Origin of the sequence: Burkholderia sp. E168m23 (genome assembly GCF_016586125.1) — a bacterium.
In the GTDB taxonomy this organism is placed as follows: Bacteria; Pseudomonadota; Gammaproteobacteria; order Burkholderiales; family Burkholderiaceae; genus Burkholderia; species Burkholderia orbicola.
On sequence record NZ_BCPP01000014.1, the window covers coordinates 1 to 20,253 of the forward strand.

Annotated in this window: 20 protein-coding genes and 1 pseudogene; 12 read left to right on the top strand and 9 right to left on the bottom strand. The window is 67.6% G+C overall.

The window, feature by feature from the left end; genetic code table 11:
• From JMF90_RS01480 to JMF90_RS01500, 5 genes are all read right to left on the bottom strand, one after another.
• On the bottom strand, positions 1-579 hold a 579-nt coding region (locus JMF90_RS01480), incomplete at its 3' end, for a sarcosine oxidase subunit gamma (protein WP_201324938.1).
• A complete protein-coding gene (locus JMF90_RS01485; protein ID WP_011547036.1) occupies positions 569-3,580 on the bottom strand; it encodes a sarcosine oxidase subunit alpha family protein in 3,012 nt (1,003 codons plus the stop codon). The genes JMF90_RS01480 and JMF90_RS01485, both read right to left, overlap by 11 nt.
• Complete coding sequence (locus JMF90_RS01490; protein ID WP_011547035.1) at positions 3,577-3,876, bottom strand: sarcosine oxidase subunit delta; 300 nt, start codon at positions 3,874-3,876, stop codon at positions 3,577-3,579. Before JMF90_RS01490 ends, JMF90_RS01485 begins: the two co-directional genes overlap by 4 nt.
• A gap of 21 nt (positions 3,877-3,897) precedes the next feature.
• Positions 3,898-5,142: a sarcosine oxidase subunit beta family protein gene (locus JMF90_RS01495; RefSeq protein ID WP_006480591.1), complete on the bottom strand. Its 1,245-nt coding sequence runs from the start codon at positions 5,140-5,142 to the stop codon at positions 3,898-3,900.
• Positions 5,143-5,156: 14 nt separating this feature from the next.
• Entirely contained in the window at positions 5,157-6,542 is a 1,386-nt protein-coding gene (locus JMF90_RS01500; protein ID WP_011694831.1) for an L-serine ammonia-lyase, read from the bottom strand.
• Positions 6,543-6,828: 286 nt separating this feature from the next.
• Here JMF90_RS01500 and JMF90_RS01505 point away from each other — a divergent pair, with 286 nt between their 5' ends.
• From JMF90_RS01505 to denD, 8 genes are all read left to right on the top strand, one after another.
• Positions 6,829-7,902, top strand: coding sequence for a GlxA family transcriptional regulator (locus JMF90_RS01505; RefSeq protein ID WP_041489669.1), 1,074 nt, complete (start codon positions 6,829-6,831; stop codon positions 7,900-7,902).
• A 190-nt stretch (positions 7,903-8,092) separates the two neighbouring features.
• Positions 8,093-8,797 (top strand): FadR/GntR family transcriptional regulator, encoded by a 705-nt coding sequence (locus JMF90_RS01510; protein ID WP_006480587.1) that lies wholly within the window; start codon positions 8,093-8,095, stop codon positions 8,795-8,797.
• 58 nt (positions 8,798-8,855) lie between these two features.
• Positions 8,856-9,746: an L-threonate dehydrogenase gene (gene ltnD, locus JMF90_RS01515; RefSeq protein ID WP_011547031.1), complete on the top strand. Its 891-nt coding sequence runs from the start codon at positions 8,856-8,858 to the stop codon at positions 9,744-9,746.
• A gap of 19 nt (positions 9,747-9,765) precedes the next feature.
• Positions 9,766-11,067 (top strand): 3-oxo-tetronate kinase, encoded by a 1,302-nt coding sequence (gene otnK, locus JMF90_RS01520; protein ID WP_011547030.1) that lies wholly within the window; start codon positions 9,766-9,768, stop codon positions 11,065-11,067.
• Complete coding sequence (locus JMF90_RS01525) at positions 11,064-11,702, top strand: aldolase (RefSeq protein WP_011547029.1); 639 nt, start codon at positions 11,064-11,066, stop codon at positions 11,700-11,702. The genes otnK and JMF90_RS01525 overlap by 4 nt, the downstream gene beginning before the upstream one ends.
• A gap of 131 nt (positions 11,703-11,833) precedes the next feature.
• A complete protein-coding gene (locus JMF90_RS01530; RefSeq protein WP_011694833.1) occupies positions 11,834-13,159 on the top strand; it encodes an MFS transporter in 1,326 nt (441 codons plus the stop codon).
• Between the two features lie 75 nt (positions 13,160-13,234).
• Positions 13,235-14,011: a 2-oxo-tetronate isomerase gene (otnI, locus tag JMF90_RS01535; protein WP_011547027.1), complete on the top strand. Its 777-nt coding sequence runs from the start codon at positions 13,235-13,237 to the stop codon at positions 14,009-14,011.
• Positions 14,012-14,039: 28 nt separating this feature from the next.
• Complete coding sequence (gene denD / locus JMF90_RS01540; protein WP_011694834.1) at positions 14,040-15,011, top strand: D-erythronate dehydrogenase; 972 nt, start codon at positions 14,040-14,042, stop codon at positions 15,009-15,011.
• Between the two features lie 231 nt (positions 15,012-15,242).
• Here the strand turns inward: denD and JMF90_RS01545 are convergent, their stop codons facing one another.
• The gene (locus tag JMF90_RS01545) at positions 15,243-15,518 is read right to left on the bottom strand and encodes a DUF4148 domain-containing protein (RefSeq protein WP_011694835.1); all 276 of its coding nucleotides are present in this window, start codon (positions 15,516-15,518) and stop codon (positions 15,243-15,245) included.
• Positions 15,519-15,589: 71 nt separating this feature from the next.
• A complete protein-coding gene (locus JMF90_RS01550) occupies positions 15,590-15,934 on the bottom strand; it encodes a DUF4148 domain-containing protein (protein WP_041489464.1) in 345 nt (114 codons plus the stop codon).
• A gap of 218 nt (positions 15,935-16,152) precedes the next feature.
• On the opposite strand from JMF90_RS01550, the gene JMF90_RS01555 reads away from it, so the two are divergent.
• The 3 genes from JMF90_RS01555 (at position 16,153) to JMF90_RS01565 (ending at position 18,465) form a co-directional block, all read left to right on the top strand.
• Complete coding sequence (locus JMF90_RS01555) at positions 16,153-16,842, top strand: aspartyl/asparaginyl beta-hydroxylase domain-containing protein (protein ID WP_011547023.1); 690 nt, start codon at positions 16,153-16,155, stop codon at positions 16,840-16,842.
• 129 nt (positions 16,843-16,971) lie between these two features.
• Positions 16,972-17,241, top strand: a complete 270-nt coding sequence (locus JMF90_RS01560) for a MoaD/ThiS family protein (protein ID WP_077177923.1) — start codon at positions 16,972-16,974, stop codon at positions 17,239-17,241.
• A 75-nt stretch (positions 17,242-17,316) separates the two neighbouring features.
• On the top strand, positions 17,317-18,465 hold the full coding sequence (locus JMF90_RS01565; protein ID WP_041489355.1) for a hypothetical protein: 1,149 nt from the start codon (positions 17,317-17,319) through the stop codon (positions 18,463-18,465).
• Between the two features lie 81 nt (positions 18,466-18,546).
• On the opposite strand, the gene JMF90_RS01570 is transcribed toward JMF90_RS01565, so the two are convergent.
• On the bottom strand, positions 18,547-19,470 hold the full coding sequence (locus JMF90_RS01570) for a LysR substrate-binding domain-containing protein (RefSeq protein WP_011547020.1): 924 nt from the start codon (positions 19,468-19,470) through the stop codon (positions 18,547-18,549).
• A 146-nt stretch (positions 19,471-19,616) separates the two neighbouring features.
• On the opposite strand from JMF90_RS01570, the gene JMF90_RS01575 reads away from it, so the two are divergent.
• Entirely contained in the window at positions 19,617-20,042 is a 426-nt protein-coding gene (locus JMF90_RS01575; protein WP_011547019.1) for a PACE efflux transporter, read from the top strand.
• A 9-nt stretch (positions 20,043-20,051) separates the two neighbouring features.
• On the opposite strand, the pseudogene JMF90_RS01580 reads toward JMF90_RS01575, so the two are convergent.
• Positions 20,052-20,253, bottom strand: a pseudogene (locus tag JMF90_RS01580) (trimeric intracellular cation channel family protein); the annotation flags it as partial.

Here is a 20,253-nt window from a genome sequence, read left to right on the forward strand (position 1 = left end):
GAAGCTGCGACGCAGGACGATCTCGAACGTGTCGTCGCCGGTCGGGATCAGCGTGATCGGCGACTTGAAGTAGTGCGACTGCGCGCACTGGCCCGGCTTGAACACGCGCGGATGCAGATCGAGCGGGCAGCCGCGCGCGATCACGTCGCGCACGCGTTCGCCGCTGATCTCGACCACCGTGTAGCCGCTGCCGACGTCGACGGCCGCCGCATACGAGCCCTGCACGGCCTCGGCCAGCTTCGCTTCGAGCACGCCGGCCTGGACCGGCCCGTTCGACCGCACGAGCCATTCGTCGGGGCCGAGCCACAGCACGTCGTATTCGGCGCCGCGCGCCACCGTGTTCGGCGCCGCGGGCGGCAAGCAGCCGACCACGCGCTCGAACGCGGCGACGAAGGCCGAATCGCTCAACTCGCCGCGCACGTTGACGAGATCGAGGAACGGCCGCTCGCGCAGCGTGAACTTCTTCGACGCGCGCGCCTGGTGCGCCTTCAGCACGTCGGCCGCGCCGACGAACGGCGATTCAAGCGTCACGCCGCCCGCACCCGCCACCTGCGTCTGGTTTCTCGTTTCATTCCACATGCTGACGCACCCCTTCGGTATCGTAGAAAACCGGGCTGGAGATCTTCGCGGTGATGCGCCGGCCGTTGGCCAGCGGAATCACGACGCTCTCGCCCATCTTGTTCAGGCCGCCCTTCACCACCGCGAGCGCGATCGAGCGCTTCAGGATCGGGCTGTAGTAGCTCGACGTCACGTGGCCGATCATCGGCGTCGGATCGGTGGCCGACACCTGCGTGTCCTTCGCGATGATCTGCGCGCCTTCCGGCAGCACGAACTGTTCGTCTTCGGTCAGCAGGCCGACGAACTGCTTGCGGCCTTCCTTCGCGGTATCCGAACGCGACAGCGAACGCTTGCCGAGAAAGTCCTTCGACTTCGCGACGACGCCGCCCATCCCGAGATCGAACGGCGTGATCGAGCCGTCGGTGTCCTGGCCGACGATGATGTAGCCCTTCTCCGCGCGCAGCACGTGCATCGTCTCGGTGCCGTACGGCGTGATGTCGAACTCGGCGCCGGCCGCCATCAGCGCTTCCCACACCGCGCGGCCCGCATTCGCCGGCACGTTCACTTCGTAGGCCAGCTCGCCCGAGAAGCTGATCCGCATCACGCGCGCCTTCGCGCCGGCAACCGTGCCGTTGCGGTAGCTCATGAACGGGAACGCTTCATTGCCGAAGTCGATGTCCTGGCACACCTTCTGCACGACCTTGCGGCTCTTCGGGCCGACCACCGCGAACGTCGCCCAGTGATCGGTGACGGACGCGAGCCGCACCTTCATGTCGGGCCATTCGGTCTGCAGCCAGCGCTCGAGCCACGTCAGCACGCGCGCCGCGCCGCCGGTGGTGGTCGTCATCATGAAATGCTGGTCGGCGAGGCGCACGGTCACGCCGTCGTCGAACACCATCCCGTTTTCGTCGAGCATCAGCCCGTAGCGGCACTTGCCCACTTCGAGCTTGTTCCACGGGTTCGTGTACATCCAGTTCAGCAGCTTCACCGCGTCCGGGCCCTGGATGTCGATCTTGCCGAGCGTCGACGCGTCGAGAATGCCGACGCCGTTGCGCACCGCGAGGCATTCGCGCTTCACGGCCGCATGCAGATCCTCGCCGTTCTTCGGGAAGTACCACGGCCGCTTCCAGTTGCCGACGTCCTCGAACATCGCGCCGTGCTCGACGTGCCATTCGTGCACGGCCGTCTTGCGGATCGGGTCGAGGAAGTCGCCCGTCTCGCGGCCCGCGAACGTGCCGAACGACACGGGCGTGTAGTTCGGGCGGAACGTCGTCGTGCCCGTTTCCGGAATCGTCTTGCCGAGCGCGCCCGCGAGGATCGCCATCCCGTTGATGTTGCCGAGCTTGCCCTGGTCGGTGCCGAAACCCATCGCCGTGTAGCGCTTCACGTGCTCGACCGACTCGAAGCCTTCACGCGCGGCGAGCAGGATGTCGGCCGCCGCGACGTCGTTCTGGAAATCGACGAACTGCTTCGGTCCACGTGCCGCGGCCTCGCGGCTGCCGACGAGCCACAATGGCTGCAGCGCACCTTCGACGGCTTCGGCGACCTGCGGTGCGGCCGGACGCTGCGCGGCCGTGAAGCCCGCGGCCTTCGCCGCTTCCACGCCCGCATCGACCGCGAGCCGCAGCGCACGAGCCAGCCCGAATTCGCCGGCCGCCGCACCGATGCTCGCTTCCGCCTGCACCGGCTTGCCCGGCAGGAAACACGCCTTCTCGTCGTTCCAGCACGCCTTGCCGCCCGACTGCGCGAACAGGTGCAGCACCGGGCTGAAGCCGCCCGACATCGCGACGAGGTCGCACGGCAGCGTCTGCAGCTTGCCGCCGGTCTGGCCGTTCGAGTAGGACGCGACGTCGACCGACGATACGCGCCACTTGCCCGAAGCGGCCGTGACGACCGCACCGCTCATCACCGTCACGCCCTGCCGCTTCGCAGCGGCCGGCAGCGCGCCGTTCGACGATGCGCGGGAATCGACGACCGTCACCTTCGCGCCGCACGCCTTCAGGTCGAGCGCGGTCTGGTATGCACGATCGTTGTTCGTGAACACGACCACGTTGCGGCCCGGCAGCACGCCGAAGCGATGCACGTAGGTGGACACCGCGCCCGCCAGCATCACGCCCGGCAGGTCGTTGTTGCCGAACACGATCGGCCGTTCGTGCGCGCCGGTCGCGAGGATCACGCGCTTCGCACGGACCTTCCACAGCAGTTCGCGCGTGCCCTTGCGCATCGACACCGGCAGGTGATCGGTCAGGCGCTGCGTGACCGTCACGAGGTTGTGGTCCTGGTAGCCGAACGCGGTGCTGCGCGACAGGATCGTCACGTCGGGCAGCTTGCGCAGTTCAGCTTCGATCTTCTCGACCCACTGCAACGCGGGCTTCGCGTCGATCTCCGCGCGGCACGACAGCAGGCTGCCGCCGAGTTCGCGCTGGTCGTCGACGAGGATCACGCGCGCGCCGGCCGTCGCTGCCGCATGCGCGGCGGCGAGGCCCGACGGGCCACCGCCGACCACGAGCACGTCGCAGTGCGCGTAGCACTTGTCGTAGCGATCGGCGTCGAGCACTTCGGGCGCCTTGCCGAGGCCGGCCGCTTCACGGATCTTCTCTTCGTACTTCGGCCACATGTTGCGCGGCCACATGAAGGTCTTGTAGTAGAACCCGGCCGGCATGAAGCGCGAGAGCTTCTGGTTGATCGCGTACTTGTCGTTCTCGAGCGTCGGCTCGGCGTTCACGCTCGTCGCGACAAGCCCCTGATACAGCTCGATCTCGGTCGCGCGCGCGTTCGGCACCGTGTACGGGCCGGTTTCGAGCTGCACGACGGCATTCGGTTCCGCCACATCCGCCGTCACGATCCCGCGCGGACGGTGGTACTTGAAGCTGCGCGCGACGAAATGCACGCCGTTCGCGAGCAGCGCGGACGCGAGCGTGTCGCCCTGGAAGCCCTGGTACGTGCGGCCGTTGAACGTGAACGTCAGCGGAATCGCGCGATTGATGCGGCCACCGGTGCCGAGGCGGTCTTTCTGGCTCATTTGCTCGTGCCCTCTTCGTGTGCGTTGCCGGCAGATGCTCCGCCGAACTTTTCGTAGCCCTTGATATCGTAGGTGACCGTATCGCGCGTCACCTTGAACCAGCGGCGGCAGCCCTGCGTGTGCAGCCATTGCTCCTTGTGCAGCCCGCGCTTGTTCTCGCGCATGAACACGTATTCGCCCCATTCGCGGTCGGTCATGGTCTCGTTCGCCACCGGGCGCACGATGTCGGCCTCACCGCCGCACGTGAACTCGGATTCGGCGCGCGGCCCGCACCACGGACATTCGATCAGCAACATGTTTCTTTCTCCTCAGTGCGGTTAGTGCGCGACGGCGGCGGCGCCGTGCTCGTCGATCAGGTGGCCCGTGTAGAAGCGGTCGAGTGCGAACGGTGCGTTCAGCGGATGCGGTTCGTCGCGTGCGATCGTGTGCGCGAACACCCAGCCCGAGCCTGGCGTCGCCTTGAAGCCACCGGTGCCCCAGCCGCAGTTGAAATACAGGCCCTTCACGTCGGTCTTGGTGATGATCGGGCACGCGTCCGGCGACACATCGACGATGCCGCCCCACTGGCGGTTCATCCGCACGCGCGAGAACACCGGGAACATCTCGACGATCGCCTGCAGCGTGCTTTCGATGATGTGGAAGCTGCCGCGCTGGCCAAAGCCCGTGTACTGGTCGATACCGGCGCCGATCACGAGGTCGCCCTTGTCGGACTGGCTGATGTACGCGTGCACCGCGTTCGACATGATCACCGAGTTGACGACCGGCTTGATCGGCTCGGACACCAGCGCCTGCAGCGGATGGCTTTCGATCGGCAGACGCACGCCGGCCATGTCGGCGAGCGTGGTCGTGTTGCCGGCGGCCACCACCGCGACCTTCTTCGCCTTGATGAAACCCTTCACCGTATCGACGCCGACCACCGCGCCGCCTTCGCGGCGAATGCCCGTCACCTGGCAGTTCTGGATGATGTCGACGCCGGCGCGATCCGCGCCGCGTGCGAAGCCCCAGGCCACCGCGTCGTGGCGCGCGACGCCCGCACGGCGCTGGATCGATGCGCCGAGCACCGGGTAGCGGCTGTTCAGGTTGATCGTCGGCTCGATTTCCTTGATCTGCGCGGGCGTCAGGAATTCGGCGTCGACACCGTTCAGGCGGTTCGCGTTCACGCGACGCTCGGTGTCACGCACGTCCTGCAGCGTGTGCGCGAGGTTCATCACGCCGCGCTGGCTGAACATCACGTTGTAGTTCAGATCCTGCGACAGCCCTTCCCACAGCTTCATCGCCTTCTCGTACAGCGCGGCCGATTCGTCCCACAGGTAGTTCGAGCGCACGATCGTCGTGTTGCGCGCGGTGTTGCCGCCGCCGATCCAGCCCTTCTCGAGGATCGCGACGTTCGTGATCCCGTGCTCCTTCGCGAGGTAGTACGCGGTCGCGAGGCCGTGGCCGCCGCCGCCGACGATCACGACGTCGTATTCCTTCTTCGGCTCCGGGCTCTTCCACTGCTTTTCCCAGTTCTCGTGATACGAGAGGCCGTTGCGGAACAGGCTGAATATCGAGTAGCGGCTCATGTTTGGATCCTTCGTTAGCATTCGATGACGTTCACGGCGAGACCGCCGCGCGACGTTTCCTTGTATTTCGTCTTCATGTCGGCGCCGGTTTCGCGCATCGTCTTGATCACGGAATCGAGCGATACGTAGTGCTGGCCGTTGCCCTTGAGCGCCATGCGCGACGCGTTCAGCGCCTTGATCGCGCCCATCGCGTTGCGCTCGATGCACGGGATCTGCACGAGCCCGCCGACCGGGTCGCAGGTCATCCCGAGGTTGTGCTCCATGCCGATCTCGGCCGCGTTCTCGACCTGGTCCGGCGTGCCGCCCATCACGGCGGCGAGCGCGGCCGCGGCCATCGAGCACGCGACGCCCACTTCGCCCTGGCAGCCGACTTCCGCGCCGGAGATCGACGCGGTTTCCTTGTAGATGATCCCGATCGCCGCGGCCGTCAGCAGGAATTCGACGATGCCGGCTTCGTTCGAGCCCGGCACGAACTTCACGTAGTAGTGCAGCACCGCGGGAATCACGCCGGCCGCGCCGTTGGTGGGCGCGGTGACGACCCGGCCGCCGGCCGCGTTCTCTTCGTTGACGGCCATCGCATACAGGTTGACCCAGTCGAGCATCGACAGCGGGTCGCGCAGCGACTCTTCCGAACGCGAACGCAGGCGGCCGTTCAGCTCGGCCGCGCGGCGCTTCACGCGCATCGGCCCCGGCAGGTCGCCCTCGACCTTGCAGCCGCGCTCGACGCAGGCGGCCATCGTGCGCCAGATCGCGAGCAGCCCGGCGCGCACTTCGTCGGCGGGGCGCAGCGCGCATTCGTTGCGCAGCATCAGTTCGGCGATCGACAGCCCGTGTTCGCGGCACTGGCGCATCAGGTCGTCGCCGGTGCGGAACGGATACGGCACCTCGACCGCCGCGCGCACGCCGTTCACGCGATCGCCGTCGCGGTTCACGACGAAACCGCCGCCGACCGAGTAATACTCTTTCTCGACGAGCAGTTGGCCGTGTTCGTCGAATGCCTGGAAGCGCATCCCGTTCGGATGCACGATGCTCGTGCCGCTCATCAGCTTGCGATAGAAGCCGATGTGTTCCTTCTCGTCGAAGCGCACCGTCTGCTTGCCGAGCAGCGACAGCGACTTCTCCGCGCGAATCGCGGCGAGCCGCGGCTCGATCAGGTCCGGATCGATCGTGTCGGGCAGGTGGCCCTCGAGGCCGAGCAGCACCGCCTTGTCGGTGCCGTGGCCCTTGCCGGTCGCGCCGAGCGAGCCGTACAGCTCGACCCGCACGCGGCGCACGAAGCCGAGCAGGTTCGCGTCCTCCACGTGCGACGCGAAGCGGCACGCGGCGATCATCGGGCCGACCGTATGCGAACTGGACGGGCCGATGCCGATCTTGAACAGGTCGAACGCGCTGACGTTCATCTGGCTTCCTTTGGGTTGCATGCGTGAAATGTCGTTGGGCCCCAGTACATCAAAGCGTAAAATCGGCCGATAGAACAAAAACGGCATCGGCGTGGGATAGCGCCGCCAAGCGCCGCGCCGGCCGGCCCGAAAGTGCGTTTTGGCGATGGTTCGCGACGGAAAACCACAAGTCCGGCCACGGCCGATCGGCGACGCTGGCTGCATCCGCGCCGCCTCCGGCCGCTGCAACCCGCAAACCGAGTGAAACGAGTGAGACCGCCTGCCCGGCGTGAAGAGATTGGCCGCGATGACCCCCGACGTACCCGCTTCCCCCCTCGCAGAACCCGCGCCGCGGCGCATCCGCTTCGGCATCGTGCTGCTGCCGAACTTCACGCTGACGGCCTTCTCCGGCTTCGTCGACATGCTGCGGCTGTCGGCCGACGACGGCGACTACAGCAAGCCGGTGCGCTGCGCATGGAGCGTGATCGGCGAGACGCTCGCGCCGGTGCGCGCGAGTTGCGGGATCCAGATCACGCCGTGGGAGACGTTCGACGCGGCCGAGCCGTTCGACTATGTGGTGGTAGTCGGCGGGCTGCTGCATTCGGGGCCGCAGGCCGGCCCTGAAACACTCGACTTCATCCGCCGCGCGGCGGCGGGCGGCGCGACGGTGGTCGGCATCTGCACCGGCGTGTTCACGCTGATGCGCGCCGGCGTACTCGACGGCTACCGCACCTGCGTGAGCTGGTTTCATTACTGGGATTTCATCGAGCGCTTTCCGTCGGCCGATCCCGACCTGCTGATCGCCGACCGGCTGTTCGTGATCGACCGGCGCCGGATCACGTGCTCGGGCGGCCGCGCGTCGATCGACGTCGCCGCCGCGATCCTGCTGCGCCATTTCGATCATGCGACCGTGCAGAAGGCGCTGCGCATCCTGCTGGTCGGCGAGATGCAGAAAGGCAACGCGCCGCAGCCGCATCCGCCGGGCCTCGAGCCGGCTACGCATCCGAAGGTCAAGCGCGCGATTCTTCTGATGGAACAGCACGTCGGGCGTGCGCTGCCGCTCGAGGAACTGGCGTGCAAGCTCGACCTGTCGACACGGCAGCTCGAGCGGCTGTTCAAGGCGGAAACCGGCAAGAGTCCGCAGGCCTTCGCGAAACAGGTGCGGCTGCGCACGGCCGCGTGGCTGCTGACGAGTTCGGACCGCACGGTCGCCGATATCGCGTCGAGTTGCGGATTCGCCGATGCGTCGCACCTCGGGCGCGAATTCCGCAAGCAGTTCGGCGTGCCGCCGGCGACGTATCGCGAGCGCGGCGGCGACGTGGCCGAAGTCGATGCGGCGCTCGATGCGTCGGCCGACCCGGTCGAGGACATCGCCGACTGACGCCCCCAGGGCACTCGCCCCTTTCTTGGCCAACCGCAGGAACGGCGCACGTTCGCATCGGTTTCGAATCTTTTGGAACCGGTTCCAATCAACTTAGCCGACATTGACTTCCGTAAACGAGGGTTATCCCGGATGCTGATGCACGCTCAAATTTGTATGATGACCACATCACCTTACAAATCTGAGCATCATGTTCGAGAAAATTCCCGCCCGCGCGATGAGCGACCATGTCGCGCAGCAACTGCTCAAGCAGATCGAAGTGGGCAGCTTCTCGGCCACCGGCAAGCTGCCGACCGAAGCCGTGCTCGCGCAGGAATTCGGCGTGAGCCGCACCGTGATCCGCGAGGCGATCTCGCGGCTGAAGAACGAGGGCGTGGTCGAGCCGCGCCAGGGCAGCGGCGTATTCGTGAACCAGCACGGTGCGATCCGGCCGCTGCGGATCGACTACGCGGAAGCCGTCGAGGCGAGCTCGCTGCCGCACCTGCTCGCGGTGCGCCGCGCGATCGAGGCCGAAGTCGCGGCCGAGGCCGCGCTGCACCACACCGCCGACGACATGGCCGACATCGACGACGCGCTGCGCAAGATCGACGCAGCGGTGGCCGAAGGGCGCGACGGCGTCGCGGAAGACGTCGCGTTCCACCGCACGATCGCGGCCGTCACCGGCAACCCGTATTTCCTGAAGACGCTGCAGTTCCTGAACCAGTACCTCGAAGCCGGCGTGAAGGTCACACGCAGCAACGAAGCGACGCGCGAGGATTTCTCGCGGCAGGTGCGCGAGGAGCACGCGGCGATCGCCGACGCGATCCGCGCACGCGACCCGATGGCCGCCCGCAACGCGGCGCGCACGCACATGTACAACGCCGCCCGCCGTCTAGCGGAAGCCGGCATCTGCTGAAGCCGGCGGCGCCCGCCGCCGTTGTCCAGAACCTCTCTCGAATCGATCAAGGTTGACCATGTCACGAAATATTGGAGTCATCGGCCTCGGCGCGATGGGCCTCGGCGTCGCACGCTCGCTGCTGCGCGCCGGTCTGCGCGTGCACGCATGCGACGTGCGCGACACCGTGCTGCAGGCGTTCGCCGCCGAAGGCGGCATCGCGTGCGCGACGCCAGCCGAACTCGGCGCGCAATGCGACGTCGTCGTCACGCTCGTCGTCAATGCCGCGCAAACGGAAACGGTGCTGTTCGGTGAACACGGCGCGGTCGCGGCGATGCAGCCGGGCGGCGTCGTGATCGCAAGCGCGACCGTCGCGCCCGAATTCGCGGTCGCGCTCGGCGCACGCATCGAAGCGGCCGGCCTGCAGATGCTCGACGCGCCGGTGTCGGGCGGCGCCGCGCGCGCGGCCTCCGGCGAGATGACGATGATGACGTCGGGCCCGGCCGCCGCGTATGCGGGCTGCGAGGACGTGCTCGCCGCGATCGCGGGCAAGGTGTACCGCCTCGGCGACGCGCACGGCATCGGCTCGAAGGTGAAGATCATCAACCAGCTGCTGGCCGGCGTGCATATCGCGGCGGCCGCCGAAGCGATGGCGCTCGGCCTGCGCGAGGGCGTCGATGCCGATGCGCTGTACGACGTGATCACGCACAGCGCGGGCAATTCGTGGATGTTCGAGAACCGTGTGCCGCACATCCTGAACGGCGACTACACGCCGCTATCGGCCGTCGACATCTTCGTGAAGGATCTCGGCCTCGTGCTCGATACCGCGCGCCGCAGCAAATTCCCGCTGCCGCTGTCGGCCACCGCGCACCAGATGTTCATGAGCGCATCGAGCGCCGGCCACGGCGGCGAGGACGATTCCGCCGTGATCAAGACTTTCCCCGGCATCACGCTGCCGCCCGCCCGCTGATTCGAACGACGTTCCCGCCATGACCGCTTCCGCTTCCCGTCCCCTGCTCGGCTGCATCGCCGACGATTTCACCGGCGCGACCGACCTCGCGAACATGCTCGTCAAGAGCGGCATGCGCACCGTGCAGACGATCGGCGTGCCCGCCGACGGCGCCGCTGCCGACACGATCGTCGACGCCGACGCGATCGTCGTCGCGCTGAAGTCGCGCACGATCCCCGCCGCCGACGCCGTCGCGCAATCGCTCGCCGCGTACGCATGGTTGCGCGCGCAAGGGTGCCGCCAGTTCTTCTTCAAGTACTGCTCGACGTTCGACTCGACCGACGCGGGCAACATCGGGCCGGTGGCCGACGCGCTGCTCGATGCGGCCGGCGGCGACTTCACGATCGCGTGCCCGGCGTTTCCCGAGAACGGCCGCACGATCTACCGCGGCCACCTGTTCGTCGGCGACGTGCTGCTGAACGAATCGGGGATGGAAAATCATCCGCTCACGCCGATGAAGGACGCGAACCTCATGCGCGTGCTGCAACGGCAGACGAAGTCGCCGGTCGGCCTGATCCGCTACGACACGATCGCGCTCGGCGCGGCGGCCGTGCGCGCGCGGATCGACCAGCTGCGCGCGGAAGGCGCCCGTTTCGCAATCGCCGACGCGCTGTCGGACCGCGATCTGTACGTGCTCGGCGAAGCGTGCGCGGGCCTGCCGCTCGTCACCGGCGGCTCGGGCATCGCGCTCGGCCTGCCGGCGAATTTCCGCCGCGCGGAGCAGTTGCCCGAGCGCGACAACGCGGCGTCGCTGCCGCGCATCGACGGCCTGTCGGCCGTGCTCGCCGGCAGCGCGTCGAAAGCCACCAACGCGCAGGTCGCCGCATGGCGCGCGACGCGTCCGAGTTTCCGTATCGATCCGCTCGCGGCCTCGCGCGGCGAGCCCGTCGTCGATCAGGCGCTCGCGTTTGCGCGCTCGCACCTGCCCCAGCCCGTCCTGATCTATGCGACCGCCACGCCCGACGAAGTGAAGGCCGTGCAGCAGGCGCTCGGCGTCGACGCGGCCGGCCATCTCGTCGAAAGCACGCTCGCGGCGATCGCCCGCGGGCTGCGCGAACTCGGCGTGCGCAAGTTCGTCGTCGCCGGCGGCGAGACGTCCGGCGCAGTCGTGCAGGCGCTCGACGTGAAGTCGCTGCAGATCGGCGCGCAGATCGATCCGGGCGTGCCGGCCACGGCCACCATCGACGCGCAGCCGCTCGGCCTCGCGCTGAAATCCGGCAACTTCGGCACCACGGACTTTTTCGACAAGGCGCTGCGCGCGCTGGACGGAGCCGCACGATGAGCGACGAAGCGAAACTGCGCGAAGAGATCTGCGTCGTCGGCGCGAGCCTGTATGCGCGCGGCCATGCGGTCGGCAGCGCCGGCAACATCAGCGCGCGCCTGCATGACGGCTGGCTGATCACGCCGACCGACGCGTGCCTCGGCCGGCTCGACCCGAACGACATCGCGAAGGTCGGCACCGACGGCCAACCCGTCTCGGGCGGCAAGCCGTCGAAGACGCTCGCGCTGCATCGCGGCATCTACGCGCGCAACGCGGAGGCGAACGGCGTCGTCCACACGCATTCGACGCATCTCGTCGCGTTGACGCTCGCCGGCGTGTGGCGCGACACCGACGTGCTGCCGCCGATCACGCCGTACTACGTGATGAAGGTCGGCCACATCCCGCTGATCCGTTACCGCCGCCCCGGCGACCCGGCCGTCGCGGCCGAAGTCGCGGCGCTGGCCGACCGGGTGCGCGGCGTGCTGCTCGATCGCCTCGGCCCCGTGATGTGGGGGCCGTCGGTATCGCACGCGTCGTATGCGCTCGAGGAGCTCGAGGAAACGGCGCGGCTGTGGCTGATGACCCAGCCGAAGCCCGAACCGCTGACCGACGCGGCGCTCGACGAACTGCGCCAGACCTTCGGCGCGCGCTGGTAACGCGTCGTGCCCTGATCGCCCAGTAGTCCGTACCGGTTTTCATGCCCGCCGTGTGCGCGGGCCTTTCCGTCAGCACACACACGATCCGGCGGCGTACGCGCCGCCGGCACACCATAGTCCTGGAGACGACGATGACTGCTCTCGACGCGGCCGCAAGCCGCTCGCCCGCCGCGGCCGCCCAATCGGGCGAACTCGACCGCACCTACAAGAAAGTGTTCTGGCGCATCGTGCCGTTCCTGATGCTCTGCTACGTGGTCGCATATCTCGACCGCGTGAACGTCGGCTTCGCCAAGCTGCAGATGTCGCAGGATCTCGCGTTCAGCGAAACCGTGTTCGGACTCGGCGCCGGCATCTTCTTCCTTGGCTACTTTCTGTTCGAACTGCCAAGCAACCTGCTGATGCACCGCCTCGGCGCGCGCATCTGGATCGCGCGGATCATGATCACGTGGGGCCTGCTGTCCGCGCTGTTCGCCTTCGTGCAGACGCCGACGCAGTTCTACGTGCTGCGCTTTCTGCTCGGGCTCGCGGAAGCCGGCTTCTATCCGGGCGTGATCCTGTACCTCACGTACTGGTTCCCGTCGCATCGCCGCGCGAAGATCATCGCGGTGTTCATGTCCGCGATTCCGGTGTCGGGCATCTTCGGCAACCCGCTGTCGGGCTGGATCATGGAGCGCTTCCACGGCGGCTCGGGCTTTCACGGCTGGCAATGGATGTTCATGATCGAGGCCGTGCCGGCCGTGCTCATCGGCATTGCGACGATCCTGTATCTCGACAACAGCATCCGCGGCGCGAAGTGGCTCGACGAGCGCGAGAAGCAGCTGCTCGAGGACGAAATCGCCGCGCAGCCGCAGGAACAGCAGCAGCACGGCCATTCGCTGAAGGCCGTGTTCTCGGACCCGCGCATGTGGTGGATGTCGCTGATCTACTTCGCGTTCGTCACCGGCCAGTACGGGCTCACGTTCTGGATGCCGACGCTCGTCAAATCGACCGGCATTACCGATACGCTGCAGATCGGCCTGCTGTCGGCGATTCCGTTCGTCGTCGCGATCGTCGTGATGAACCTGTTCGGCCACAGCGCGGACAAGCGGCGCGAACGCCGCTGGCACCTGATCGTGCCGGCGCTGATGGGCGCGATCGGGTTTGCGGTCGCCGCGTCGTACTCGCACAATACGGCGGTGTCGATCGTGTTCCTGTCGCTCGCGGCAGGCGGCGTGCTGACCTGCGCGCCGCTGTTCTGGTCGCTGCCGACCGCGTTCCTCGCGGGCTCCGCGGCCGCGGCCGGGATCGCGATCATCAACTCGGTCGGCAACCTCGCCGGTTTCGCGAGCCCGTACGTGATCGGCTACCTGAAGGACGCCACGCACAGCACCGCGTCCGGCATGTACGTGCTCGCCGCAATGCTCGTGATCGGCGCGATCGCCGTGTGGCTCACGCCCGCCAAACTCGTGAACCGCTGATTCGCCGCTGGCCGATTCATCATTCGACGCGGGGCGCACGGCGCCCCGCCCCATTCATACACAGGACCCGCCGCCATGCCACGCTTCGCCGCCAACCTCTCGATGATGTACACCGAGCATGCGTTTCTCGAACGCTTCGCCGCTGCCGCCCATGACGGCTTCAAGGCCGTCGAGTACCTGTTCCCGTACGACTTCGCCGCCGAGGACATCCGCGCGCGCCTCGACGCGCACGGCCTCGAACAGGCGCTGTTCAACGCGCCGCCGGGCGACTGGGCCGCGGGCGAACGCGGCATCGCATCGCTGCCTGGCCGCGAGGACGAATTCCGCCGCGGCATCGACCTGGCGCTCGACTATGCGCGCGTGATCGGCAACAAGAAGCTGCACGTGATGGCCGGCATGGTGCCGCCGGGCGCCGACCGCGCGCGCCATCGCGACACGTATCTGGCGAACCTGCGTCATGCGGCGCAGGCGGCCGCCGCGCACGGCATCACGATCCTGATCGAGCCGATCAACCAGCGCGACATGCCCGGCTACTTCCTGAGCCGCCAGGACGACGCGCAGGCGATCCGCGCGGAAGTCGGCGCGCCGAACCTGAAGGTGCAGTTCGACTGCTACCACTGCCAGATCGTCGAAGGCGATCTCGCGATGAAGCTCAAGCGCGATTTCGCGGGCATTGGCCATATCCAGATCGCGGGCGTGCCGGAACGCCACGAGCCGGATGTCGGCGAACTCAACTACCCGTACCTGTTCGCGCTGATCGACGCGCTCGGCTACGACGGCTGGATCGGTTGCGAGTATCGGCCGAAGGCCGGTACGTCGGAAGGCCTCGGCTGGCTCAAGACATATCTGTAATTCCCGTATTTCCCAGAGGGTCAACAACATGAAAGTACTGATCACCGGCGGCGCCGGCTTTCTCGGCCAGCGTCTCGCGCGCAAGCTGCTCGAGCGCGGCGAACTGACCGGCCCGGACGGCCGTATCGAGAAGATCGACGAGCTGGTGCTGCTCGACGTCGTCAAGGGCAGCGATTTCGGCGATGCGCGCGTGACGTCGATCGTCGGCGACATCGCCGATCGCGCGGTGCTCGACAGCGCGATCGACACGCAGACGGGCGCGATCTTCCACCTCGCGGCGATCGTCAGCGGGCAGGCCGAAGCCGATTTCGATCTCGGCATGCGGATCAACCTCGATGCATCGCGCACCCTGCTCGAAGTGTGCCGCGCCCGCGGCCACCAGCCGCGCGTCGTGTTCACGAGCTCCGTCGCGGTGTACGGCGGCGCGCTGCCCGACGTCGTGCAGGACGACACCGCGCTCAACCCGCAATCGTCGTACGGCGCCGAGAAGGCGATCGCCGAACTGCTGCTGTGCGACTACGCGCGGCGCGGCTTCGTCGACGGCCGCGTGCTGCGGCTGCCGACCATCAGCGTACGGCCCGGCCGCCCGAACGCGGCCGCGTCGTCGTTCGCGAGCGGCATCATCCGCGAGCCGCTGAACGGCGAGGAAAGCGTGTGCCCGGTGCCCGGCTCGACGCGGCTGTGGCTGCTGTCGCCGCGCGGCGCGATCGACGCGCTCGTCGCCGGGTGCGAGATCAACGGCGCAAAGCTCGGCAACAAGCGCGTGATCAACCTGCCGGGGCTGTCGGTATCGGTCGACGAGATGATCGCGGCGCTGCGCGAAGTCGCGGGCGACGAGGTCGTGAAGCTGATCCGTCATGCGCCCGACGAACGCGTCGAGAAGATCGTCGGCAGTTGGCCCGGCCGCTGGGATACGTCGCGTGCGGAAGCGCTCGGGCTGAAGGGCGACACGTCGTTCGTGGACGTGATCCGCAGCCATATCGCGGACGAACAGCGCTGAGTTGCGCGGGGTCGGGCCGCATCGGTGCAGCCCGGCCGAACGTGGCCTGGCCGATTCCCCGACATCGAGCGACGCGCGTTGCGTCCCGGCCGCCTGCCTGAAGTACACATCGACGCCGGGACAACACCGCACCACCGCTCCACACGATTCGTCTCCGCGCGACACGCCGCGCACGTGCCTCGCTGTGCCGCGATGCCGACGGTCGCGCGCAACACGGGTACATAACGGCGCCTAGTTGCCGACCTGCGCCGGCATGCCGGGCTCGGCCGCCCGCGTCGCCGACGCCGCCATCCGCGCGCCATCCTGCTCGGCGAGCTTCGCTTCCGCGGCCTGGATATCGGCCGGATACTCGCCGTCGTCGCCCTTCGCCGGGTCGTACCCGGCCGCTTCGAGGCGAATCAGTTCGTCGCGAACCTGCGCACGCGTCAACGGTGCGGCCGATTGTGCGAATGCCGACTGACCGACGATCGCAGCGATCATCGTCAGTAGTGCGATATATGTTTTCATCATGAACTCCTTCAATGTGACGTATCGATCAACCACGGGATTTGCGTGACCTGAGAATGCAGGCCCGCGGCTCAGCTTCCGAAATAGACCGTGCAGAAGCTCGCGGGGCCGACGCATGCGGCGGCGCCTCGACGCGGCGACATCGCCGCCGGCTTGCCCGCGTCGGACGACACGGCCGGATCGCTGCCGACCGCCGTGCTGGCCTGCCGCTGCGGCATCCGCTCGGCCGGCTGCTGGAACAGCGGGCTCACGTCCGGATACGACGTATCGGTCACGAAGCGCAGCCCGTTGTTTTGTGCATCGATCAGTTCCTGCCGGACCTGTTCGCGCGTGAGCGCCTGTGCCGACGCTTGCGTCGCGACACCTGCGAGAGACATCGCCGCCACCGTGGCGGCTACCAGCCAGTGCGTGTTCATGTTCCACTCCTTCATCAGCTTCATCAGTCAACGAGACGACGTGCTACACCCGTATGACGACGGAGGGGCCGGGTTTATTCCCGCCTTTCCATGCGCGCCTGCCGAACGTTCATCGAACTGTCATTCATTCGTCAGCCGGCGTAACCTGACGTAACGCAATGCCCGCCGTGCTTCGGGCAGACTGACCCCCACTTCATCCGGGCCGCCCATCGATCGACATGTCCGCCGCTTACGACCATGCAGCCGCCCTGCTGCGCACGCTGTACGACCGCCATATCGACAGCGGTGCGGTGCTCGACGCGTCCGCATTCCCGGATGCCGAGCGTTTCGTGCGCGCGTGGCCGGCGATCCGCGCGGAGGCGCTGGAGGTAGCACGCGACATGCCGCGCATCCCGCGCTTTCACGAAATCATGCGCGAGCAGTACGACATCTCGGCCAACGATGCACGCGACTGGCGCATGTTCATCATGCAGGCGTACGGCCAGCCGTTTCCGCGCAATCTGTCGCGCTGCCCGACCGTCGCGTCGCTCGTCGCGGCGTCGCCGGACGTGCTGTCCGCGTCGCTGTCGTTCCTCGCGCCCGGCAAGCACATCCCGCCGCATCGCGGGCCGTTTCGCGGCATCCTGCGCGGTTATCTCGTGCTGTCGATGCCGAAGCGCGCCGACGGCACGCCGGCCGCCGTGCTGAAGGTCGACGGACACGAATACCGGCTCGACGAAGGCCGCTTCCTGCTGTGGGACGACACGTTCACGCACGAGGTGTGGAACGACAGCGATGCCGTGCGGATCGTGCTGCTGCTCGATATCCGTCGGCGCGGAATGCCGCGCTGGCTGATGTGGCTGTCGAATGCGGTGATCGGGGTCGTGCGGCTCGGCATCCGGATCAGGGGGCGGTCGATTCCGGTTTAGCCGCCGCCAGCCCGCGCAGACGCCATGGCAAACGCCATCGCTTGCGGCCGCTCCGTTCCGCCTTTCGACACCCGCCGGATCGCCTACACTACAAGCCGTCCCTTCGTGCGGCTCCTGCCAGCTACCGCCATGGCGCATCTCTTCTTCGCCGCGTCGATCCAGCGGCATGTCGAAACGCCCGAGCGCGACGTCGACGCGCATACGGTCGGCGAGGCATTCGACACCATTTTCAACGAGCAGCCGCGGCTGCGCGGCTACATCGTCGACGACCAGGGTGCGCTGCGAAAGCACCTGTCGGTGTTCATCGACGGCCAGCCGATCCGCGACCGGCAGCGCCTGTCCGATGCGCTCGGGGCCACCAGCCGCGTGTATGTCGTACAGGCGCTGACCGGCGGATAAAGGGACCGGATGCCCGAGCACATCCCCATACCAAGTGCCGTCTCACCAAGGCGGACCATCCGGAGACATCGCAACATGAACGATCGACTGCTCGTCGCCACCCGCAAGGGCCTGTTCGTCCTGCAACCCGACGGTCATGGCGGCTGGACGCCCGGCGAACCGCATTTCATCGGCGAACCAGTCAGCATGGCGCTCGCCGACCCGCGCGACCGCACGCTGTATGCGGCACTCAATCTCGGCCATTTCGGCGTGAAACTGCATCGCCTGCGAGCCGGCGCCACCGACTGGGAGGAATGCGCAGTCCCGGTTTATCCGCCCCAGCCCGCCGACGCGTCGCCCGCCCGCGCCGACACGCACGCAGGCAGCGTCGACACCGCCGACGCGCCTACCGGATCGCCGCAGCCGCCGTGGACCCTTCAGCAAATCTGGTCGCTCGAAACCGGCGGCGCGGACGAACCGGGCGTGCTGTGGGCCGGCACGATTCCCGGCGGCCTGTTCCGCTCCGACGATCACGGCGATTCGTGGGTACTCAACCGCGCGCTGTGGAATCGCCCCGAACGCGCCGAATGGGGCGGCGGCGGGTACGACGCGCCGGGCATCCATTCGGTGATGGTCGATCCGCGCGACAGCCGGCACGTCACCGTCGGCATCTCGTGCGGCGGCGTCTGGCAGACCGCGGACGGCGGCGCGACGTGGCGCGTGACCGCGGAAGGCATGGAGGCCGACTACATGCCGCCCGAGCGGCGCGGCGAGCCGAACATGCAGGACCCGCACCGCGTCGTGCAGTGCGCGGCCAACCCGGACGTGCTATGGATGCAGCATCACTGCGCGATCTTCCGCTCGACGGATAGCGGCGAACACTGGCGGCGCATCGAAGCCGAGCCGTCGAGCTTCGGTTTCGCGGTGGCCGTGCATCCGCACGAACCGGATACCGCGTGGTTCGTGCCGGCCGTGAAGGACGCGTGCCGGATTCCGGTAAACGGCCGGTTCGTCGTCACGCGCACGCGCGACGGCGGCCGCAGTTTCGAGAGCCTGTCGAACGGGTTGCCGGCCGCGCCCGCGTACGACCTCGTGTACCGGCACGGGCTCGCGGTGGACGATTCCGGCACGCGCCTCGCGATGGCGTCGACGACCGGCGGGTTATGGACGTCCGCCGATGGCGGCGAGCACTGGCAACAGGTATCGGCGCATTTGCCGCCGGTGTATTGCGTGCGCTTCGGTTAATCACGCGCGGACACCAAACGAAACGCAACCATCCGCACGTTGCCGAACGGAATTCGCGCGCCGGCGTAACCGACCGGCGCTTCACGCAGCCGGCGCTATCCGCCCGACCGACGCACGCGTCCGTGCGATTTCCGCTTCGAGCCAGTCGAGAAACCGCCTGACCTGCGGCTCGCGCTCCCGCCCCGGCCGGCACAGCGCGACGAAGCGCGCACCGGCGAGCCGCACCGCGGGCTCAATCGGCACCAACGCGCCGCGCTCGACATGCTCGGCGGCCAGCACGGAGCTGAGCAGTGCGATACCCTGCCCGTGCAGCACGGCCTGCAACGCGTAATGCTCGTCGTCGTAATGGCGAAACACCGCGCGTTCGAGCCACGCTTCCCGGCCCGCCGCGCGGCACCACGACGCCCAGTCGACCGACACGGGCAGCGGCGTATCCCACACGGTCTCGATCAGGTCGAGCGGCTCGTCGGTGCGATGCGCGTCGAACCCGGCGGCCGCATACGCACCGAAATATTCGTCGATCAACGCAATCTCGTGCAGCGCGGGAAACTTTCGCGACGTCGCGCGAATCGCGAGATCGATCCGTGCATCCCGTTCGAGATCGACGAGCGCGTTGCCCGTTTCGACCTTGATGTGCAGATGCGGATCGACGCGACGAAACGCGCCGAGACGCGGAATCAGCCACATCGCCGCAAAGGCGGGCGTGGTGGTCAGCACGAGCGCACGCTCGTCGGCCGCATCCGGACGCAGCGCGTCGAGCCCGCGACTCAACGCCAGCAACGCATCGTGACTCGCGCGAAACAGCCGCTCGCCTTCTTCCGTCAGCCGCACGCCGCCCGCGCCGCGCTCGAACAGCAGCACGCCGACGCGGCTCTCGAGCGACTTGATCTGGTGCGACACGGCGGCCGGCGTCACGGACAGTTCATCGGCTGCGGCCTTGAACGTGCCGAGCCGTGCCGACGCTTCGAATACACGCAATGCGGTCAGGGGAATTTTCGAGAACACGGAGCCTCGCGGGCCGGACGCGGCCGGGTTGAATTCGATTCAATCGGGGTGAGATTAGGTGAATTGAAGCAGGTGCGCAACGCGGCTAGCCTTGCGGGACGTCGCGGCATGGCGCCGCGGCGGTTGCCCTCGAACAGGAGGAACCCGTGCAAGGCCTACCGCGCAGGATCACGCAGGCGGTGCTCTACGAAGCGATCGCCATTTCCTGCATCTCGCCCGTGATCGCGGCGATCTTCAAGCAGGATCTCGTCTATTCAGGCGCGCTGTCGGCGACGATGTCGGCGATCGCGATGCTGTGGAACCTGATCTTCAACGCGCTGTTCGAGCGCTGGGAAGCGTCGCGCCGGCAGCCGGCGCGTACGCTCGGGCGGCGCATACTGCACGCCACCGGATTCGAGGGCGGGCTGATCTTCATCCTCGTGCCGGTCGTGTCGGGGTGGCTCGACATCTCGTGGTTCGATGCGTTCGTCGTCGATATCGGGCTGTTCGCGTTCTTCTTCTGCTACGCGTTCGTGTTCCAGTGGGCGTTCGACCGCGTGTTCGACGTGCCGGCGGCAACGAAGCAGTCGTGAGCCGGGCGCCTATGCCCCCGCGGCAATTTTTGGCAACTGCCAGCCGAACCTCACCGCCGCGATCCGCAGCGCAAAGCACGCGACGCCGCCGAGCACGGCCGCGACAACGGGCGGGCAGCCGAGTCGCCGGCACGACACGACGACGACCGCACCGAGCAGTGCCGCGCTCGCGTAGATGTCCGTGACCAGCACGACGGGAATCCGCGCGAGC

Excerpts from the sequence above, each read along its gene's own strand:
- otnI (WP_011547027.1), top strand. The coding sequence starts at position 13,235 with ATGCCACGCTTCGCCGCCAACCTCTCGATGATGTACACCGAGCATGCG.
- JMF90_RS01560 (WP_077177923.1), top strand. The coding sequence starts at position 16,972 with ATGGCGCATCTCTTCTTCGCCGCGTCGATCCAGCGGCATGTCGAAACG.
- denD (WP_011694834.1), top strand. The coding sequence starts at position 14,040 with ATGAAAGTACTGATCACCGGCGGCGCCGGCTTTCTCGGCCAGCGTCTC.
- JMF90_RS01500 (WP_011694831.1), bottom strand. The coding sequence starts at position 6,542 with ATGAACGTCAGCGCGTTCGACCTGTTCAAGATCGGCATCGGCCCGTCC.
- JMF90_RS01525 (WP_011547029.1), top strand. The coding sequence starts at position 11,064 with ATGAGCGACGAAGCGAAACTGCGCGAAGAGATCTGCGTCGTCGGCGCG.
- otnK (WP_011547030.1), top strand. The coding sequence starts at position 9,766 with ATGACCGCTTCCGCTTCCCGTCCCCTGCTCGGCTGCATCGCCGACGAT.
- ltnD (WP_011547031.1), top strand. The coding sequence starts at position 8,856 with ATGTCACGAAATATTGGAGTCATCGGCCTCGGCGCGATGGGCCTCGGC.
- JMF90_RS01490 (WP_011547035.1), bottom strand. The coding sequence starts at position 3,876 with ATGTTGCTGATCGAATGTCCGTGGTGCGGGCCGCGCGCCGAATCCGAG.
- JMF90_RS01550 (WP_041489464.1), bottom strand. The coding sequence starts at position 15,934 with ATGAACACGCACTGGCTGGTAGCCGCCACGGTGGCGGCGATGTCTCTC.
- JMF90_RS01510 (WP_006480587.1), top strand. The coding sequence starts at position 8,093 with ATGTTCGAGAAAATTCCCGCCCGCGCGATGAGCGACCATGTCGCGCAG.
- JMF90_RS01545 (WP_011694835.1), bottom strand. The coding sequence starts at position 15,518 with ATGAAAACATATATCGCACTACTGACGATGATCGCTGCGATCGTCGGT.
- JMF90_RS01505 (WP_041489669.1), top strand. The coding sequence starts at position 6,829 with ATGACCCCCGACGTACCCGCTTCCCCCCTCGCAGAACCCGCGCCGCGG.
- JMF90_RS01495 (WP_006480591.1), bottom strand. The coding sequence starts at position 5,142 with ATGAGCCGCTACTCGATATTCAGCCTGTTCCGCAACGGCCTCTCGTAT.
- JMF90_RS01530 (WP_011694833.1), top strand. The coding sequence starts at position 11,834 with ATGACTGCTCTCGACGCGGCCGCAAGCCGCTCGCCCGCCGCGGCCGCC.
- JMF90_RS01565 (WP_041489355.1), top strand. The coding sequence starts at position 17,317 with ATGAACGATCGACTGCTCGTCGCCACCCGCAAGGGCCTGTTCGTCCTG.
- JMF90_RS01555 (WP_011547023.1), top strand. The coding sequence starts at position 16,153 with ATGTCCGCCGCTTACGACCATGCAGCCGCCCTGCTGCGCACGCTGTAC.
- JMF90_RS01485 (WP_011547036.1), bottom strand. The coding sequence starts at position 3,580 with ATGAGCCAGAAAGACCGCCTCGGCACCGGTGGCCGCATCAATCGCGCG.